Annotated in this window: 16 protein-coding genes and 2 pseudogenes; 10 read left to right on the plus strand and 8 right to left on the minus strand. The window is 72.6% G+C overall.

Annotated features, from left to right (window positions below):
• The first annotated feature begins 82 nt into the window (after positions 1-82).
• Complete coding sequence (locus BJF77_RS09380) at positions 83-607, plus strand: amino-acid N-acetyltransferase (protein ID WP_047805240.1); 525 nt, start codon at positions 83-85, stop codon at positions 605-607.
• On the opposite strand, the gene BJF77_RS09385 is transcribed toward BJF77_RS09380, so the two are convergent.
• Positions 591-1,565 carry an A/G-specific adenine glycosylase gene (locus BJF77_RS09385; protein ID WP_075871990.1) on the minus strand — a complete coding sequence of 325 codons (975 nt, stop codon included), beginning with the start codon at positions 1,563-1,565 and terminating at the stop codon, positions 591-593. The two genes, BJF77_RS09380 and BJF77_RS09385, sit on opposite strands and share 17 nt — an antisense overlap.
• Positions 1,566-1,589: 24 nt before the next feature.
• Here BJF77_RS09385 and BJF77_RS09390 point away from each other — a divergent pair, with 24 nt between their 5' ends.
• Entirely contained in the window at positions 1,590-2,324 is a 735-nt protein-coding gene (locus tag BJF77_RS09390; RefSeq protein ID WP_255396200.1) for a hypothetical protein, read from the plus strand.
• A 16-nt stretch (positions 2,325-2,340) separates the two neighbouring features.
• On the opposite strand, the gene disA is transcribed toward BJF77_RS09390, so the two are convergent.
• From disA to BJF77_RS09405, 3 genes are all read right to left on the minus strand, one after another.
• Positions 2,341-3,417, minus strand: a complete 1,077-nt coding sequence (gene disA / locus BJF77_RS09395) for a DNA integrity scanning diadenylate cyclase DisA (RefSeq protein WP_047805261.1) — start codon at positions 3,415-3,417, stop codon at positions 2,341-2,343.
• A 7-nt stretch (positions 3,418-3,424) separates the two neighbouring features.
• Positions 3,425-4,852, minus strand: coding sequence for a DNA repair protein RadA (gene radA, locus BJF77_RS09400; protein WP_075871992.1), 1,428 nt, complete (start codon positions 4,850-4,852; stop codon positions 3,425-3,427).
• 80 nt (positions 4,853-4,932) lie between these two features.
• Complete coding sequence (locus BJF77_RS09405) at positions 4,933-5,307, minus strand: helix-turn-helix transcriptional regulator (RefSeq protein WP_075871993.1); 375 nt, start codon at positions 5,305-5,307, stop codon at positions 4,933-4,935.
• A gap of 84 nt (positions 5,308-5,391) precedes the next feature.
• Between BJF77_RS09405 and arsB the strand changes: the two are divergent.
• The 4 genes and pseudogenes from arsB (at position 5,392) to BJF77_RS09425 (ending at position 8,892) form a co-directional block, all read left to right on the plus strand.
• Positions 5,392-6,485: pseudogene (gene arsB / locus BJF77_RS09410) on the plus strand (ACR3 family arsenite efflux transporter).
• Positions 6,486-6,576: 91 nt separating this feature from the next.
• Positions 6,577-6,957, plus strand: a complete 381-nt coding sequence (locus BJF77_RS09415; RefSeq protein ID WP_255396207.1) for a low molecular weight phosphatase family protein — start codon at positions 6,577-6,579, stop codon at positions 6,955-6,957.
• A gap of 46 nt (positions 6,958-7,003) precedes the next feature.
• A complete protein-coding gene (locus BJF77_RS09420; RefSeq protein ID WP_047805246.1) occupies positions 7,004-7,450 on the plus strand; it encodes an arsenate reductase ArsC in 447 nt (148 codons plus the stop codon).
• Positions 7,451-7,464: 14 nt separating this feature from the next.
• Positions 7,465-8,892: an FAD-dependent oxidoreductase gene (locus BJF77_RS09425; protein WP_075871995.1), complete on the plus strand. Its 1,428-nt coding sequence runs from the start codon at positions 7,465-7,467 to the stop codon at positions 8,890-8,892.
• A 122-nt stretch (positions 8,893-9,014) separates the two neighbouring features.
• Here the strand turns inward: BJF77_RS09425 and BJF77_RS09430 are convergent, their stop codons facing one another.
• Positions 9,015-10,163, minus strand: coding sequence for an aromatic acid exporter family protein (locus tag BJF77_RS09430; RefSeq protein ID WP_047805248.1), 1,149 nt, complete (start codon positions 10,161-10,163; stop codon positions 9,015-9,017).
• Positions 10,164-10,466: 303 nt separating this feature from the next.
• Between BJF77_RS09430 and pstS the strand changes: the two genes are divergently transcribed.
• From pstS to pstB, 4 genes and pseudogenes are all read left to right on the plus strand, one after another.
• Positions 10,467-11,582: a phosphate ABC transporter substrate-binding protein PstS gene (gene pstS / locus BJF77_RS09435; RefSeq protein WP_075871996.1), complete on the plus strand. Its 1,116-nt coding sequence runs from the start codon at positions 10,467-10,469 to the stop codon at positions 11,580-11,582.
• Between the two features lie 174 nt (positions 11,583-11,756).
• Positions 11,757-12,689, plus strand: a pseudogene (gene pstC / locus BJF77_RS09440) (phosphate ABC transporter permease subunit PstC).
• On the plus strand, positions 12,689-13,822 hold the full coding sequence (pstA, locus tag BJF77_RS09445; protein ID WP_075871997.1) for a phosphate ABC transporter permease PstA: 1,134 nt from the start codon (positions 12,689-12,691) through the stop codon (positions 13,820-13,822). Before pstC ends, pstA begins: the two are co-directional and overlap by 1 nt.
• 55 nt (positions 13,823-13,877) lie before the next feature.
• Complete coding sequence (gene pstB, locus BJF77_RS09450; protein ID WP_047805252.1) at positions 13,878-14,657, plus strand: phosphate ABC transporter ATP-binding protein PstB; 780 nt, start codon at positions 13,878-13,880, stop codon at positions 14,655-14,657.
• 94 nt (positions 14,658-14,751) lie between these two features.
• On the opposite strand, the gene BJF77_RS09455 is transcribed toward pstB, so the two are convergent.
• The 3 genes from BJF77_RS09455 to BJF77_RS09465 all read right to left on the minus strand — a co-directional run bounded on the left by BJF77_RS09455 (position 14,752) and on the right by BJF77_RS09465 (position 17,311).
• Entirely contained in the window at positions 14,752-15,765 is a 1,014-nt protein-coding gene (locus BJF77_RS09455; protein WP_075871998.1) for an inorganic phosphate transporter, read from the minus strand.
• Positions 15,766-15,771: 6 nt separating this feature from the next.
• Positions 15,772-16,386, minus strand: coding sequence for a DUF47 domain-containing protein (locus tag BJF77_RS09460; RefSeq protein ID WP_047805254.1), 615 nt, complete (start codon positions 16,384-16,386; stop codon positions 15,772-15,774).
• A gap of 280 nt (positions 16,387-16,666) precedes the next feature.
• Positions 16,667-17,311, minus strand: a complete 645-nt coding sequence (locus tag BJF77_RS09465) for a hypothetical protein (RefSeq protein WP_047805255.1) — start codon at positions 17,309-17,311, stop codon at positions 16,667-16,669.
• Positions 17,312-17,320 lie beyond the last annotated feature (9 nt).

The following is a 17,320-nucleotide window of genomic DNA, read 5'->3' on the forward strand; positions in this document are numbered from 1 at the left end:
CCTTCCGCGTCCCCCGAAGTGCGGGCGGTCTCGGGGCGACATGCCCCGCGGCCTGCGGAGTTAGCGAGCGTACACTTGCCGCGTGACCGAACTGCGCCTGCGACCCGCCCGCACCTCCGACGTCCCCGCGATCAAGGAGCTGGTGGCCCCGCTGGCCCGGGCCGGGGTGCTGATCAACAAGGACACGGTCGCCTACTACGAGGGCATCCAGGAGTTCCTCGTCGCCGAGGACGCCGGGACCCCGGGGCGTCTCGTCGGCTGCGGGGCCCTGCACGTGATGTGGGAGGACCTCGGCGAGGTCCGGACCCTGGCCACCTCCGACGCCTGGCGCGGGCGCGGAGTGGGGCGCGCCCTGCTGGCGGGTCTCATCGAGCGGGCCCGGGCCGTGGGGGTCTCCCGGGTGTTCTGCCTGACCTTCGAGGTGGACTTCTTCCGCCGGTACGGCTTCGAGGTGATGCCCAACCAGCAGCAGCTGGACCCGGACGTCTTCGCCGAGCTGATGCGCTCCCACGACGAGGGCGTGGCCGAGTACCTCGACCTGGCGCGGGTGAAGCCGAACACGCTCGGCAACACCCGGATGATCCTCGAGCTCAGCCCGGAAGGCTGATCCCCGCGGGGCCGCGCGCCGCCAGGCCGTCCTGGACCAGCCCGTCCAGGGCACGGCGGCGCTGCTCCTCCGGGGCGCCCAGACCGTGCAGGGCGTCCAGGGCGCGCAGCACCTCGGGCGCCGGCACGGTGCCCGAGGCGACGTCCACCGGTCCGGTCAGGTGCGGTTCCGGCACGGGGTCGCGCCCGGCCCGCAGCACGGCGAGCACGGCGCCGCGGACCTGGCGGTCCGTGCCGTGCCAGCTCTGCCCGCGGGGGGCCTCCGCCGGCTCGGGACGGCCCGCGGCGACCCACGCGCACGCGTGCCGGACGGGGCACTGCTCGCAGCGCGGTGAGCGGGCGGTGCAGATCACCGCGCCGAGCTCCATCACCGCCTGGTTCCAGCGCACGGCGAGGGCGTCCTCCTCCGGCATCAGCTGCTCGGCGAGCCGGGTCTCCGCGGCCGTCAGGGAGCGGGACGGCAGGCCCCGTCCCGAGACCACGCGGGCCTGCACGCGGCGGATGTTGGTGTCCACGACCACCTGCCGGTCCCCGAAGGCGAACACCGCGATCGCGGCGGCGGTGTAGGCGCCCACGCCGGGCAGGTCCAGCAGCTCGTCGTGCCCCGCCGGGACGCGCCCGCCGTGGCGCTCGGTGATCTCGACCGCGGCCGCGTGCAGGCGCAGGGCCCGCCGCGGATAGCCCAGCCGGCCCCAGGCCCGCACCGCCTCGCCGGTGCTCGCGGCCGCGAGGTCGGCCGGGTGCGGCCAGCGCTGCAGCCAGGCCCGCCACACGGGCAGCACGCGTGCCACGGGGGTCTGCTGGAGCATGAACTCGCTGACCATGACGCCCCACGGGGAGCAGTCCGGGTCCCGCCACGGGAGGTCCCGGGCGGCGACGTCGAACCAGCCGGTCACGGCGCGGTGCAGGTCCGGCAGGCCGGGGTGCACGGCGGGGGCGGGGGCGGGACGGGAGCTCATCGCACCCACTGTAGCCTTGGTGGCATGGCGCAGAAGGGTTCCGGGAGCACCCCCCACGGACGGTCGGGAAACGGTCACGACGACGACGGACGGGCTCCTCGCACCTCCGACCCGCGGCGGGTGAGCCCCGAGGTCTACCGGCGCCGGCGGATCGTCGCCGCGGTCGCGGCGGGCGTGCTGCTGCTGCTCGTGGCCGTGGGGATCGGTGCGGCGGTCGTGGCCATGCTCGGCTCCGACGAGCCGGAGGCCGCCCCCGCCCCGGCGGCGGCCAGCGCCGCTCCCACGGTCTCCCAGGAGCCCTTCGCCGACTTCACGCCGCGGCCCGACGAGAGCCCCTCCGCCTCCGCGTCGGCGGCCGCCACGGAGGCACCGGCCGAGGAGTGCGGGGCCGACCTGGCCGTGCGGGCGTCCACGGACCGGGAGAGCTACCGCGAGGGCGAGGAGCCCGTGCTGGTGCTCACCCTGGAGAACACGGGGGACGATCCCTGCACGGTCAACGCCGGGACCTCGCAGATGGTCTACGAGGTGAGCTCGGGCGCCGACACCGTCTTCGACAGCCGGCACTGCCAGGCCGGCTCGGAGGACGCCGAGCGCACCCTCGAACCGGGGCAGGAGGAGAGCGCCCGGCTGACGTGGAACCGCCAGCGCACCGCCGAGGGCTGCGCGGAGGCGGGCGGCGAGGCCCAGCCCGGGTACTACCGCCTGCTGGTCTCCCTCGGGGAGCGCACGAGCGAGCCGGCGGCGTTCGTCCTGGAGTGAGCGGGACGCGCCCGGCTCACATGAAGCGTTCGAGCAGGCTGGTCTCGGCCATCCTCGAGAGCGACTCGCGGACCGTGCGGGCCCGCTGCTCGCCGATGCCCTCCACCGCCTTGAGGTCCTCGAGGTTGGCGGCCATGAGGGACTGCAGCCCGTCGAACTGGCGCACCAGGCGGTTGGCCACCGCCCGCGGCATCGACTTGATGCCCTCCAGCAGCCGGTAGCCGTGCGGGTGCAGGTCCGTCTCCAGGCTGCCCTGCGGCTCGATCAGCCCCACCGACACCGCGATCCGCTGGAGGTCGATGAGCTCCGCCGGGGTGAGCTCCGCGAGGCTCTCCAGTCCCTGGTCGATGCCCTCCGCCGGAGTGTCGTCGGGCAGGTAGTCCCGCAGCACGACGTCGGGCCCCGGGCCCGTGCCCGCGGTCAGCTCCTCGAGCTGCAGGGCGATGAGCCGGCCGTCCACGCCCAGCTCGAGGACGTACCAGCCGATCTCGGAGGAGATCCGCCGCACCATCTCCATGCGCTGCAGGGTCAGCGCCACGTCCCGCACGGTCACGGACGCCTCGATCTCCAGCGAGGAGAGGTTGCCGAGGACCTGCTCCATGCGGTTGCTGTAGTGCTCCAGCGTCTGCAGCGCCTGGTTGGCGCGGGCCATGATCGACTGGGAGCCCTCGATCGCGTAGCGGGTCTCGCCCACGTAGATGGTGATGACGCTCATCGACTGGCTCACCGAGATCACCGGGACCCCGGTCTCCTTGGCGGTGCGCTCCGCCGAGCGGTGCCGGGTGCCGGACTCGCTGGTGTCGATCGAGGCGTCCGGCACGAGCTGCACCCCGGCCTTGAGGATGCGGGTGGCGTCCCGGTCGCAGATGATGGCGCCGTCCATCTTGGCCAGTTCCCGCAGCTTGGGCGCGGAGAAGTCGGTGTTGATGTCGAAGCCCCCGGAGCAGATCGCCTCCACGGACCGGTCGAAGCCCAGCACCAGCAGGCCACCGGTGCGGCCGCGCAGGATCCGTTCGAGACCGGTGCGCAGCTCGGTGCCCGGTGCGATGCGGGCCAGCGTCTTGCGCAGTGCGTTCTCAGGGGTCTTCGCCACGGTCACATCATACGGCCGCGGCGGTCTGCCGCTTCTGCCCGGAACCGGCGCCCGACCGGGGGAAGAGCAGCTCCATGGCCTCGGTGATCGTGGTCACCTCCCGCACGGTGAAGCCGGCCGGGACCGCACCCGGTCCGGTCGAGCTGGCCGGCACCACCGCGTGGGTGAAGCCGAGCCGGGCGACCTCCTGGATGCGGCGGCCGATGCCCGGGACGGGCCGCACCTCGCCGGCCAGGCCGACCTCCCCGAAGCACACGAGCCGCTGGGGGAGGGGCCGGTCCTGCGCGGCGGAGGCCAGGGCCATGGCCACGGCGAGATCGGTGGAGGGCTCCGTGAGCTTGACCCCGCCGACCGTGGAGACGTAGCAGTCCAGCCCGGCCAGGTTCACCCCGGCCCGGCGCTGCAGGACGGCGAGCAGCATCGCCACGCGCGAGGAGTCCAGTCCGGCCGTGGCACGCCGGGGCTGCGCGGTGGCGGAGCGGTCCAGCAGCGCCTGCACCTCGGCGAGGAGGGGGCGGCGGCCCTCGAGCGTGACGGTCAGGCACGTCCCGGAGACCGGCATGGCCGTGCGGGAGACGAACAGGCCAGAGGGGTCCTCGACGCTCGTGATGCCGGTCTCGGTGAGGTCGAAGCAGCCGACCTCGTCGGTGGGCCCGTAGCGGTTCTTCACCGCCCGCAGGAGCCGGATCCGGGAGTGCTTCTCGCCCTCGAACTGGCACACCACGTCCACGAGGTGCTCCAGCAGCCGGGGGCCGGCGATGGAGCCGTCCTTGGTCACGTGGCCGACGAGCAGGGTGGTCATGTTCCGCTTCTTGGCCGCGGCGATGAGGGAGGCCGCGACCTCGCGCACCTGCGTGACCCCGCCGGCGGAGCCCTCGACCTCGGCGCTGGCCAGTGTCTGCACGGAGTCGACCACGAGCAGGCGGGGCGAGATCGTCTCGATGTGGCCCAGGGCGGTGGCGAGATCCGTCTCCGCGGTCAGGAAGAGGGTGGGGGCGACGGCGCCGATCCGGTCCGCGCGCAGCTTCACCTGCGCGGCGGACTCCTCGCCGGTGACGTAGAGGACGTCGCGGGTCCCCGTGCCGGCGCCCTCGGCGAAGCGGGCGGCGACGTCGAGCAGCAGTGTCGACTTCCCGACCCCCGGCTCCCCGGCCATCAGGACGACCGCCCCGGGCACGAGGCCGCCGCCGAGGACCCGGTCCAGCTCCGGCACGCCGGTGGGCGCCGACGTCGCGACGGTGGCGTCGACCTGGGCGATGGGCCGGGCGGGCTCGGCGATGGAGCGTGCCGCAGTGGTGCGGGCCTTGTGCTCGCCGATCTCCTCGACCGTGCCCCACGCCTGGCACTCCCCGCACCGGCCCACCCACTTGGCCGTGCTCCAGCCGCACTCGGTGCAGCGGTAGGCGGGGGAGTTGCGGCGGGTGCGGGTGCTCATGGCGACCAGGCTATCGGCCGCGGCGGACGGCCTAAGCGGACGGCCTCAGCGGACGGCGCAGCGCCGGCCTCGGCGCCGGCTCAGCCCAGGTCGAGGAAGGAGCGGAGCTCGGCGAAGGCCTCGGGGACCACGGAGTAGTGGGCCCACTTGCCGCGCTGCTCGCGGGTGACCAGCCCGGCGTCGACGAGCCTCTTCATGTGGTGGCTCACCGTGGGCTGGCTGATGTCCACCACCGCGGTCAGGTCGCACACGCAGACCGCGCTGCAGCCCTGCGCCGCCACGTGCGAGAGCAGCCGCAGGCGGGTGGGGTCGGACAGGGCCTTGAGCCGGCCGGCGATCCGCTGGGCGTCGTCGGGGGTCATGGGCCCGCCCGAGAGCGAGCAGCACTCCGTGCCCGTCGTGCTGGGGACGCACTGATCGGCAGCGGCGGCCTGAAGATCCGGTGCGGCAGTCATCCCCCCACTCTACATTGACGTGTGTCAATATGTTCCTTAGGGTGACCGATAGATAGTTGTCGATATGAAGGACCGGACCCGCCCATGAGCAACACCGCCACCGTCCCCGCCGCCTCCCAGGGGGTGATGAAGGACCTGTCCTTCCTCGACCGCTGGTTGCCCGCCTGGATCATCGCCGCGATGCTCGCCGGCCTCCTGCTCGGCCGGTTCCTGCCGGGGCTGGACACCGCCCTGGAGGCGGTGAGGGTGGGCGAGGTGTCCGTGCCCATCGCGATCGGGCTGCTGGTGATGATGTACCCGGTGCTCGCCAAGGTCCGCTACGACGAGACCCACCGCGTGGCCGGCGACCGGCGGCTGATGGGCGCCTCCTTGGCGCTGAACTGGATCGTCGGGCCCGCGCTGATGTTCGCCCTGGCCTGGATCTTCCTGCCCGACCTGCCGGAGTACCGCACCGGGCTGATCATCGTGGGCCTGGCCCGGTGCATCGCCATGGTGCTGATCTGGAACGACCTGGCCTGCGGGGACCGGGAGGCGGCGGCCGTGCTGGTGGCGGTCAACTCCGTCTTCCAGATCATCGCCTTCGGCGCCCTGGGCTGGTTCTACCTCCAGGTCCTGCCGTCCTGGCTGGGCCTGCCAACGACGTCGGCGGAGTTCTCGGTCTGGTCCATCGTCGTCTCCGTGCTGGTCTTCCTGGGCATCCCGCTGGTGGCCGGGTTCCTCACCCGCACCCTCGGCGAGAAGGCCAAGGGCCGCGACTGGTACGAGGGCACGTTCCTGCCGAAGCTCGGTCCCTGGGCCCTGTACGGGCTGCTGTTCACCATCGTGCTGCTCTTCGCCCTGCAGGGCGACGCGATCACCTCGAACCCCTGGGACGTGGTGCGCATCGCGTGGCCGCTGCTGGTCTACTTCTTCCTCATGTTCGGCATCGGGCTGCTCGTCTCCCGCGCCTGGGCCTGAACTACGCGAAGTCCACCACCGTGGCCTTCACCGCCGCCGGCAACAACTTCGAGCTGGCCATCGCCGTGGCCATCGGCACCTTCGGGGTGACCTCCGGACAGGCCCTCGCCGGAGTGGTCGGCCCGCTGATCGAGGTGCCCGTGCTCGTGGCGCTGGTCTACGTGTCCCTGTGGGCCGGGCGGAAGCTCTTCCCCGGTGACCGTACCGTCCCCACCCGCTGACCCCGCGACCTTCCAGGAGCACCAGTTGAGCACCGAGACCACCAAGCCCTCCGTCCTGTTCGTCTGCGCCAAGAACGGCGGCAAGTCCCAGATGGCCGCCGCCCTCATGGACCACCACGCCGCGGGTGCTGTGGAGGTCCACTCCGCCGGCACCACGCCGGGCAGCACGATCAACGCACTGTCCGCCGAGGTCGTCGCCGAGATCGGGGCCGACATGTCCTCCGGCACCCCGAAGCCCATCGACCCCGAGCTGCTGCGCTCCGTGGACCGGGTCGTGGTCCTGGGCGACGAGGCGACGGTCGAGCCCGTCGCGGGCATGGCCGGCACCATCGAGACCTGGCACACCGACGAGCCCTCCACCCGAGGGATCGAGGGTGCCGAGCGGATGCGCCTGGTCCGCGACGACATCGACACCCGCGTGCAGCGGCTGCTCACCGAGCTCACCGAGCTCACCGACGGCACGCACGCCTGAACCGTCCCCCTCACCTCTTTCCCCGTCCGACAGAACGGATCACCCCATGAGCACCGACCCCACGTCCGCGGCCGAGACCACGGACAAGCCCTCCGTCCTGTTCGTGTGCGTGCACAACGCCGGGCGGTCCCAGATGGCCGCCGCCTACCTGACCCACCTCTCCGGAGGCCGCATCGAGGTCCGCTCGGCCGGCTCCGCCCCGGCCGACGCGGTGAACCCGGCCGCCGTGGAGGCCATGGCCGAGGAGGGCATCGACCTGAGCGCCCAGACCCCGAAGATCCTCACCGACCAGGCGGTGCAGGGCTCCGACGTGGTGATCACCATGGGCTGCGGGGACGCCTGCCCGTTCCATCCGGGCAAGCGGTACGAGGACTGGGCCCTGGAGGACCCGGCCGGCAAGGGTGTGGAGGCCGTGCGGCCCATCCGCGACGAGATCAGGACCCGCGTCCAGACCCTGGTCTCCGAGCTGCTGCCGGCCGGCACCGCCGAATGAGAGGTCCGCAGAACATGACCGGGAGCATCGATCTGCCCGTCGTCGTGATCGGCGCCGGGCCCGTCGGGCTGGCCGCCGCCGCGCACCTGCTCGAGCGCGGCCTGACCCCGCTGGTCCTCGAGGCCGGCCCCCGGGCGGGGGCGGCGATCCGCGACTGGGGCCACACCCGCCTGTTCTCCCCGTGGCGCTACGACGTCGACGCGGCCGCCGCCCGTCTGCTGGCCGGCACCGGCTGGACCGCCCCGGACCCCGAGGCGCTGCCGACCGGCGCCGAGCTGGTGGAGCAGTACCTGGAGCCCCTCGCGGACGTCCTGGCGGAACGGATCCGCACCGGCGCCCGGGCGGTGGCCGTGTCCCGGGCGGGGATGGACAAGACCCGCACCGCCAACCGGGAGTCCACCCCGTTCCTGGTGCGCCTCCAGCGCACCGATGGTGCGGTGGAGGACGTCGAGGCGTCGACGGTGATCGACGCCTCCGGCACCTGGGCGACGCCCAACCCGCTGGGCCAAGCCGGGCTACCCGCCCCCGGCGAGGCCGAGGCCGTGACCGCCGGGCGGATCACCGCCCCGCTGCCCGACGTCACCGGCCGGGACCGGCACCGTTTCTCCGGCCGCCACGTGCTCGTCGTGGGGGCCGGGCACTCCGCGGCCAACACCCTGCTCGAGCTCGGCGCCCTGGCCGAGACCGAGCCAGGCACCCGGATCTCCTGGGCCGTGCGCTCCGCCGACGTCACTCGGGTCTACGGCGGGGAGGACCGCGACGAACTGGCCGCCCGGGGCGCGCTGGGCACCCGGCTGCGCCACCTCGTGGAATCCGGGGTGATCGAAGTGCACACCTCCTTCACCATCACCCGCTTCACCTCGACCGCTGGCAGGTTGAGCGTCCGGGCCACCACCCCCACCGGGGACGCAGAACTCAGCGTGGATCTGCTGGTGCCGGCCACCGGCTTCCGCCCCGACCTCGCGATGCTCTCGGAGCTGCGCCTGGAGCTGGACCCGGCCGTCGACGCCCCGAAGCAGCTGGGACCGCTGATCGACCCGGAGTTCCACTCCTGCGGATCCGTGGCCCCGCACGGGGAGAAGCTGCTGGCCCACCCCGAGGCCGGCTTCTACATCGTGGGCATGAAGTCCTACGGACGTGCCCCCACCTTCCTCCTGGCCACCGGCTACGAGCAGGTCCGCTCCATCGCCGCCGCCCTGGCCGGGGACCGGGAAGCCGCCGACGACGTGCAACTGCTCCTGCCCGAGACCGGGGTGTGCTCCACCGATCTGGGTGGTTCCTGCGACCTGCCGGCCCTCGGGCCCGCGGGCGACAGCGGCGAGGAGCAGGGCTGCTGCGCCCCGCAGGCCGCCGAGGAGCCGGCCGAGGCCTGCGGCTCGGGCCCGCAGCCGGTGGCTCTCGAGCGTGCCCCGCTGCCGCTGCTGTCCTCGTCCTGCTGCTGAGCCGGCCCGCCTGCCACCGGCGCCGCCCGCGGCCGTCGCTCGCGGCCGTCGAGGTCCGGGTGCGTGCCCTCCGGGCCCGGGCCCGGCCGTGACGGGGCGGCCCGCGCCGGCCGGAGTGCTGCTCAGGCGCGGTCCCAGCCCTCCAGCCGGGGGAGCTGGTCGCGAGCCTCCTCGTGGGTCATGCCGGCCGCCTCGAGCAGGTCCACGACCATCGGCCGCATGTCCAGCACCAGGGTCTCGCCCTCCATCGTCCGCACCCCCATCTCGCGCGGGTGCAGCCGCCCGGCCACGTTCGCCAGCTCGTTGCGGGCCTGGCGCAGGTAGCTCTCCCGGGACCCGGGGGCGGCCACCGCCAGCGCGTTGCCCAGGGTGCTGACCGCGTCCGCGAGGTCGTCGAGGGCGTCGGTCAGGGCGGCCACGGCCTCGTCCGAGAGGGTCACGTGGTTGAGCACCGAGGCGAGCCGGCGGGTGAGCACCCGGGCGTTGCGCACGGCGAGGTCGAGATAGCGGATGGAGCGCCCGATGGTCTCGATCTCCGCGCGGCGGCCGCGGTACAGCGGGGAGGCCGTCGCGATCTCCACGGCGGACTTCAGCCCGGAGGTCACCGAGTCCACGAGCGGCTGGGTCTGGCGGGAGCGCACGAGGGCGTGCCAGGCGGCGGTGGCGTCGTAGTCCTCGACGGCGCGGCCGGCCTCCCGCAGCACCCCGGAGAACTCGTCGACCAGGGCCCGCAGGTCCTGGCGCGGCTGCCGCCGCGGGTCCGTGGGCACGAAGTAGGCCATGGCCAGGGCGCAGGCCCCGCCCACGACGGCGTCGGTGGAACGGGCGAACACGCCGTCCTGGGAGGGCGGGAGCAGGACCACGAGCACGGCCTGCAGGCCCATCTGCGTGGTGAACAGCGTGCCGTTGTCCAGGAAGCGGGCGAGCAGGATCGAGGTCATGAGCACCACCGCGGCCTGCCACACCCCGGTGCCCAGGACGTGGATCAGCGTGTCCCCCACGGCGATGCCGAGGGTGCAGCCGATCGAGACCTCGAGCACACGACGGTAGCGCAGTCCGTCCTTGGCGAAGCCCAGGGCCACCAGGGCCGCGGTGGCGGCGAAGATCGGTCCGGAGTGGCCCAGGAGCCGCTCGGCGATCACGTAGGCCCCGACGCTCGCGACCGTGATCTGGAAGCTCTGCAGCAGACCCGTGCGGACCCGCGTCAGGCCGACCCTGGTGCGGCTGCGCACCGCACGGGCCGCGGCTCGCGCACGGTCGCCTGGCTGCATGGGCCCATCCTAGGGGAGCGGCCGGGGACCTCCGGCGGGCCGGCTCCGCTCCCGCGCCCCTTCACGGCACCGGGCAGGTCCCCGGTGTGAGTTGCGCGACCCTGCCCTGCCCTCGGGGCCTGTGTTCACCCTCCGTTCACCTTCGCGGGCCAATCTGGCTACCTGCGCTCCCTAAGGTCTCCCGGTGAGAGGTCCGCGGGACGACCGCAGATCCGCCTCTCGCACCGGCTCCGACGACATCCGGAGCCACGCTGGACGACGGCCCCTCGACGGGGCGCAACTGTGATCTGAAGGGGCTATCAAGTGAAGGTTTCCCACCTCGGCCGTTCCGCGGCCGTCCTGGCCATCGGCTCGCTCGCACTCACCGCGTGCGGTTCCGACAACGCGACGGGCGAAGCGACCGGCTCGGGCGAGTCCTCGGCCGCGGGCGCCGGAGTGTCGGGCACGCTCACCGGCATCGGCGCGTCCTCCCAGCAGGCCGCGATGACCGCCTGGCAGAACGGCTTCCAGAGCGCCAACCCCGAGGCCCAGGTGCAGTACTCCCCGGACGGCTCCGGCGCCGGCCGGGAGGCCTTCGTCGCCGGCGGTGCCGACTTCGCCGGCACCGACGCCTACCTCGACGAGGAGGAGTACGAGGCGTCCAAGGAGGTCTGCGGGCCCGACGGCGGCTTCCACATCCCGGCCTACATCTCCCCGATCGCGGTGGCCTTCAACCTGCCCGGCGTGGAGACCGTGAACATGGACGGGCCCACCATCGCGCAGGTCTTCACCGGGGAGATCGACACCTGGAACGACCCGGCGATCGCCGAGCTCAACCCGGACGCCGACCTGCCGGACACCCCGATCACCGTGGTGCACCGCAACGACGAGTCCGGCACCACGGAGAACTTCCAGGAGTACCTGGCCGCGGCCGCCCCCGACGTGTGGACCGAGGAGGTCTCGGGCAACTGGCCCTCGCAGTGGGCCGCCGAGAACAACAAGGGCACCGCCGGGGTGGTGCAGTCCACCAGCTCCACCGAGGGCGCGATCACCTACGCCGACGCCTCTGCCGTGGGTGACCTCGGCACCGTGGCAGTGGGCGTGGGCGAGGAGTACGTCCCGTACTCCGCCGAGGCCGCCGCCACCGCGGTGGAGAACTCCACCCCCGTCGAGGGGCGCGCCGAGTACGACATGGCGATGGACCTCGAGCGCGACACCACCGAGTCCGGGGCCTACCCGATCGTGCTCGTGTCCTACCACCTGTACTGCTCGCAGTACGATTCTCAGGAGACCGCTGACCTCGCCAAGGCGTTCGGCTCGTACGTCATCAGCGAGGAGGGGCAGCAGGCCGCGGCCGACGCCGCCGGCTCGGCCCCGATGTCCGAGAACCTGCGCAGCTCCGCGCAGGAGGCGATCGACCAGATCACGGTCGCCGGCTGATCCAGTTCTGCTGGTCCCGTTCGGTGCGGGCCCGGGCCCGTGGCCCGTGCTCGCGCCGAACGGGACATTTGTGTGTGAGGCGCCTCCGCCGTGAGGAGCGTCACCGGACCCAGGCGCCGGGGCACAACCCCGTCCCGGTGCGACCCGTGTCAGGCAATCGAAGGGGCACCCGACATGTCCACCACCGTCACCGCCAGGAAGACCGCCTCCGGCGGCAGGGCCGGCGACTCGATCTTCTCCGGGCTCAGCCTCGGGGCCGGCGTGCTGATCCTCGCGGTCCTCGCCGCCGTGGCCCTGTTCCTGTTCCTGCAGGCGCTGCCCACCTTCCAGGCGCCCGCGGAGGACGTCTCCGGCGGCGCCGGCTTCTGGTCCTACATCTGGCCCATGGTCATCGGCACCGTGGTGGCCGCCGTCATCGCCCTGGTGATCGCGACCCCGATCGGGGTGCTTGTGGCGCTGTACATCTCCCACTACGCGCCGGCGCGGATCGCCAAGCCCGTGGGCTACGTCATCGACCTGCTGGCGGCGATCCCCTCGGTGATCTACGGGGCCTGGGGCACCACGGTGCTCGCCTCGTCGATGGTGCCCTTCTACGCCTGGCTCTCCGGCAACCTGGGGTTCATCCCCTTCTTCGCCGGCCCGCCTCCCAGACCGGCAAGACGATGCTCACGGCCGGTGTGGTGCTGGCGATCATGATCCTGCCGATCATCACGGCGATGTCGCGCGAGCTGTTCGTCCAGACGCCCAAGCTGCACGAGGAGGCCGCACTGGCCCTCGGCGCCACCCGCTGGGAGATGATCCGGATGACGGTGCTCCCGTTCGCCGTCCGGGCATCGTCTCGGCCGTGATGCTCGCGCTGGGCCGGGCCCTCGGGGAGACCATGGCGGTGGCCTGGTGCTCTCCAGCGGCCCGCTCACCACGTCCCTGGTCCAGTCCGGCAACCAGACCATTGCTGCGGAGATCGCCCTGAACTTCCCGGAGGCCTACGGCCTCCGCCTGTCCGAGCTCATCGCGGCCGGCCTGATCCTGTTCGTGATCACCCTGGTCGTGAACATGATCGCCCGCGCCATCGTCGCCCGCTACAAGGAATTCTCGGGAGCCAACTGATGTTCAACACCGCCCTCCGCAACCCCGCTCCCGTGCGTCCGTCCTCGCCGCGCCGGTCGACGCTCACCCGCAACCAGAAGCCCGGATGGCTGGTGCCCGCGATCGGTGCGGCCGCCGTGGTGGTGGGCGCGGCCCTCGCGGCGCTGTTCGGCTTCTCCGTGGCCCTGTGGGCTGTCCTGGCCGCCGTGGTGTTCCTGATCGCCGCACCGGTCGCCGTGACGGCGGTCGAGGGCCCGCGCAACGGCGCGGACTCCCTGATGACCTACCTGGTCTACACGGCGTTCGTGCTGGCCGTGATCCCGCTGATCTCCGTGGTCTGGACGGTGCTGGCCAACGGGCTGCCCGGTCTGACCTCGAACCTGCTGCTGACGTCCATGAACGGTGTCACCGGCGCCACGGACAACGCCGCCGCCGCGGGGGAGAGCCCGGTGCTGGGCGGGGCGTACCACGCCATCGTCGGGACGGTCTCGATCACGTTCTGGGCCACCCTCCTGTCGGTGCCGATCGGGCTCCTGACCGCCATCTACCTCGTCGAGTACTCGAAGGGCGGCTGGCTCGGCAAGAGCATCACGTTCTTCGTCGACGTCATGACCGGCATTCCCTCGATCGTGGCCGGCCTGTTCGCCGCGGCCCTGTTCGGCCTGCTGCTCGGCCCGTCCACCCGCTTCGGCTTCGTGGCGGCGGTGGCCCTGACCGTGCTCATGATCCCCACGGTGGTGAAGAACACCGAGGAGATGCTGAAGATCGTCCCCAACGAGCTGCGCGAGGCCGCCTACGCCCTGGGCGTGCGCAAGTGGCGGACCATTCTCAAGGTCGTCATCCCCACCGCGATCTCCGGGATCGCGTCCGGGGTGACGCTGGCGATCGCCCGCGTGATCGGCGAGACCGCCCCGCTGCTGGTCACCGCCGGATTCGCCACGGCCATCAACTGGAACTCCTTCTCGGGATGGATGACCACCCTGCCGACGTTCATCTACTACCAGATCATGACCCCCACGTCCCCCACGAGCCCCGACCCCTCACAGCAGCGGGCGTGGGCGGCGGCGCTGATCCTGATCCTGATCGTGATGCTGCTCAACCTCGTGGCCCGTCTCGTGGCCCGGGCGTTCGCCCCCAAGACCGCCGGCCGCTGAGCTCCGCACACACCTCTGCACACACCTCTGCGAAGAAAAGAGCAAGGAACACACCATGTCCAAGCGAATCGACGTCGACCACCTGAACGTCTACTACGGCGATTTCCTGGCCGTGGAGGACGTGAGCATGGGGATCGACGCCCGGTCGGTGACCGCCTTCATCGGTCCGTCCGGCTGCGGCAAGTCGACCTTCCTGCGTACCCTCAACCGCATGCACGAGGTGATCCCCGGTGCCCGCGCGGAGGGCCAGGTGCTCCTCGACGGCGACGACCTCTACGGCCAGGGCGTGGACCCGGTCGTGGTGCGCTCCATGATCGGCATGGTCTTCCAGCGCCCGAACCCCTTCCCCACCATGTCCATCCGGGACAACGTGCTCGCGGGCGTGAAGCTGAACAGCAAGCGGATCTCCCGGGGGGACGCCGACGCGCTGGTGGAGAGCTCCCTGCAGGGCGCCAACCTGTGGAACGAGGTCAAGGACCGCCTCGACAAGCCGGGTTCCAGCCTCTCCGGCGGCCAGCAGCAGCGCCTGTGCATCGCCCGGGCGATCGCGGTGAAGCCGGACGTGATCCTCATGGACGAGCCGGCATCCGCCCTGGACCCGATCTCCACCCTGGCGATCGAGGACCTGATCAACGAGCTCAAGCAGGACTACACCGTGGTGATCGTGACCCACAACATGCAGCAGGCCTCCCGCATCTCGGACCGGACGGCGTTCTTCAACATCCAGGGCACCGGCAAGCCCGGCAAGCTCATCGAGTACGGCCCCACCTCGGAGATCTTCTCCAACCCGAAGCAGCAGCAGACCGAGGACTACGTCTCCGGCCGCTTCGGCTGAGCCGACGCGCCGACGACGACGGGCGCCGCCCCCACCGGGGGAGGCGCCCGTCGTCGTCGGCGGAGGGTGTGGGGACGGCCCGGCCGCGGGCGCGCTACAGCAGGGGCGAGAGCGCCAGCAGCAGCGTGGCCGAGACGACCCCGCAGACCGGGACCGTCACGACCCACACGAGGACCACCCGCCGCACCACGCGGACGTTGACCGTGTGGAAGCGCTGCTGCCGCCCGGCCCCGAGGATCGCCGCGGCGGCCGTCTGGGAGGTCGACATCGCCACCGGGATGAGCGTCCCGCCGAGGAACAGCAGGGAGCCCGCCACGCCCTGGGCCACAGCCCCGCGGAACGGGTCGATGGTGACCATCCGGGAGGACAGCGTGTAGGCGATCCGCCAGGCCCCGAACAGGGTCCCCACGGCCAGCCCCACCGCGACGAGGACCAGGATCCACGGTTCGCGGCCCTGCGCCGAGACGGGCAGGCCGGCGCAGAGCAGCAGCGTGGTGAACACCCAGACGGCCCGCCGCCCGTGGGTGAGCCCGTGGCCGAAGGCGATGGCCGCGGCGCCGGTGGCCTGGGCCACCTGGGAGCGGAAGGTGGTGGTCGAGGGCTCGGAGTGGCGCAGCAGGTGCAGCAGCGGGACCACCAGCGCCCAGGCCAGCCCGTAGGCCAGCAGGGGGGCCACCAGGAGCGGGACGGCGAGCTGGGACAGCACCTCCCCGGTCAGGGGGTCCTGCTCGGTCAGGTCCACGGCCCGGGCCCCCAGCAGCGCCCCGAGCAGCCCGCCCAGCAGCGCGGTGGTCGAGGAGGACGGCATGCCCAGCCACCAGGTGAAGACGTTCCAGGCGATCGTGCTCGCCAGGGCGCACACCAGCGCCGCCGAGCCCACCGTGTTCAGCGGCACGGGGGTGGCCGGGATGATCCAGTCGGTCAGGAGCCAGCCGGCCGTGAAGACCCCGGCCGCGTTCACCAGGGCGCTCAGCACCAGCCCGATCTTGGGGGTCAGCGCCCGGGAGCGGACCGGCAGCGCGAGGGCGTTGGGGGCGTCGTGAAAACCGTTGACCACCACGTGGACGGCGGCGAGGACCAGGCCCAGGACCGTGAGCAGCACCAGCACCGCGGCTCAGGACTCCGCCACGACGATGCGGCCCACCTCGGTGGACACGCGCACCAGCGCCCGGGCCGCCTCCACGAAGCGCTGGACGGACTGCTGCCGGCGCAGGGCCGGGATCGCCTTGTGGTGCTCCAGCAGATGGGCCATGTGCAGCTGGTGGATCCGCTCCGCCTGCTTGCCCAGGCGCAGCATCTCGTACCAGTAGTCGTCGAGGCCCTGCAGGCCGGCGAGGTCGCGCATGGCACGGGTGGTCAGCTCGGACATGCGCACGATCACCCCGAGCTGGTCGGTGGCGTACGAGGGCGGCCGGGTGAGTCCGTGGGCGACGTGCGCCTCGGCCACGGCCAGGAGCTCCTCGGCGGCCTTGTTGAGCCAGTGCCCCAGCACGTAGACGTCCTGCCGGGGGACGGGGATCACGAACGTGGAGCGCACCGTGGTCATCACGGAGAAGTAGAGGTCGGTGGAGCGGGCCTCGCACTCCCGGATCGCGTCGAGGGTCGCGACGTCCACCTCGGGGGACCCGATCAGCTCCGACAGGAGGCGGACGGACTCCGTCACCTGTCCCGACATGTCGGCCAGCAGGTCCAGGACCAGTTCGTCCTCCGGGAAGATGCGAAGCGCCATCTGGTGACCATCCTGGGCGTCGGGGCCGGCGCCGCGGAGCACGGCGGGCTTCACTGTACACGGCACAGTCGAACGCCCCGCGGCCCGCGGGCGGCGGGGGAGGAGGGAAGGGGGCGGTGCCGGACCGGGAGCGCCTCTCGGCGGAAGGCCGCTCGTGGCGGCTATGAGATGGAGCCCGGGGCTGCCGCGGCCCGGCACCTGCAGTCCATGGTAGTCCACGTGCCCCGCAGGCCAAGCCCGGCGGCTGTGGCCTCCCGCACGGCCGGGGGTGGCCGGGATCTCAGTCCAGGTGCCCGCGGCGCCAGGCGTTGGCCGAGGCCTCCAGCTCCTCCGCGGTGCGCTCGAGGCGCTGGGTCAGGGCCACGGTGCTCGGTCCCCGGGGCGCGTGCTCGTGCAGGACCGGCAGCTGCCCCGTGTCGGCCAGCCGGATCCGGCCCAGGGCGATCACGCGGCAGAAGGCCGCGAACCGGTCCAGGGCGACGTCGAACTCGCCGTTGAACGCCCCGGAGAGGATGGCGTCCGCCATCGTGGTGATCTCCTCGGCCCCGGGAGGCTCCGCCACGCCGGCGACCACGTGGGAGACCTGGGCGGTGCCCCGCCCCGCGGCGAAGTACCGGCCCATCCGCACGGGGTCCTTCCGCACCCCGGCGCGCAGGGCGTAGAGCCGCCACAGCGCCCCGGGGAGCGAGACCGCCGGGGCCTCCGCCCACATCTCGGCGATGCCCTCCAGGCCCTGCTCGTCGGTCAGCTCGATGAGCCGGCGGCTGATCTCCGGGTCGTCGCTGGCCCGCCCCCGGGAGACCAGGGCGTGGGCGGCGAGGTGCGCCGCCTCCGAGACCCGGGCCGGGTCCGGGCCGCCCTCGTGGGCGTCGAACTGCTCGGGGGAGAACTTCACCGGCTTGTGGTGGCGGGGGACGTCGCTCATGCGTCCAGG

This window comes from Kocuria sp. CNJ-770 (genome assembly GCF_001942375.1).
Taxonomy (GTDB): Bacteria; Actinomycetota; Actinomycetes; order Actinomycetales; family Micrococcaceae; genus Kocuria; species Kocuria oceani.

Coding starts and splice junctions, on each gene's coding strand:
- BJF77_RS09405 (WP_075871993.1), bottom strand. CDS start 5,307: ATGACTGCCGCACCGGATCTTCAGGCCGCCGCTGCCGATCAGTGCGTC.
- BJF77_RS09430 (WP_047805248.1), bottom strand. CDS start 10,163: ATGCAGCCAGGCGACCGTGCGCGAGCCGCGGCCCGTGCGGTGCGCAGC.
- BJF77_RS09415 (WP_255396207.1), top strand. CDS start 6,577: ATGGCCGCCGCCCTCATGGACCACCACGCCGCGGGTGCTGTGGAGGTC.
- pstA (WP_075871997.1), top strand. CDS start 12,689: ATGTTCAACACCGCCCTCCGCAACCCCGCTCCCGTGCGTCCGTCCTCG.
- BJF77_RS09420 (WP_047805246.1), top strand. CDS start 7,004: ATGAGCACCGACCCCACGTCCGCGGCCGAGACCACGGACAAGCCCTCC.
- BJF77_RS09390 (WP_255396200.1), top strand. CDS start 1,590: ATGGCGCAGAAGGGTTCCGGGAGCACCCCCCACGGACGGTCGGGAAAC.
- BJF77_RS09465 (WP_047805255.1), bottom strand. CDS start 17,311: ATGAGCGACGTCCCCCGCCACCACAAGCCGGTGAAGTTCTCCCCCGAG.
- BJF77_RS09425 (WP_075871995.1), top strand. CDS start 7,465: ATGACCGGGAGCATCGATCTGCCCGTCGTCGTGATCGGCGCCGGGCCC.
- BJF77_RS09385 (WP_075871990.1), bottom strand. CDS start 1,565: ATGAGCTCCCGTCCCGCCCCCGCCCCCGCCGTGCACCCCGGCCTGCCG.
- BJF77_RS09460 (WP_047805254.1), bottom strand. CDS start 16,386: ATGGCGCTTCGCATCTTCCCGGAGGACGAACTGGTCCTGGACCTGCTG.
- pstB (WP_047805252.1), top strand. CDS start 13,878: ATGTCCAAGCGAATCGACGTCGACCACCTGAACGTCTACTACGGCGAT.
- radA (WP_075871992.1), bottom strand. CDS start 4,852: ATGAGCACCCGCACCCGCCGCAACTCCCCCGCCTACCGCTGCACCGAG.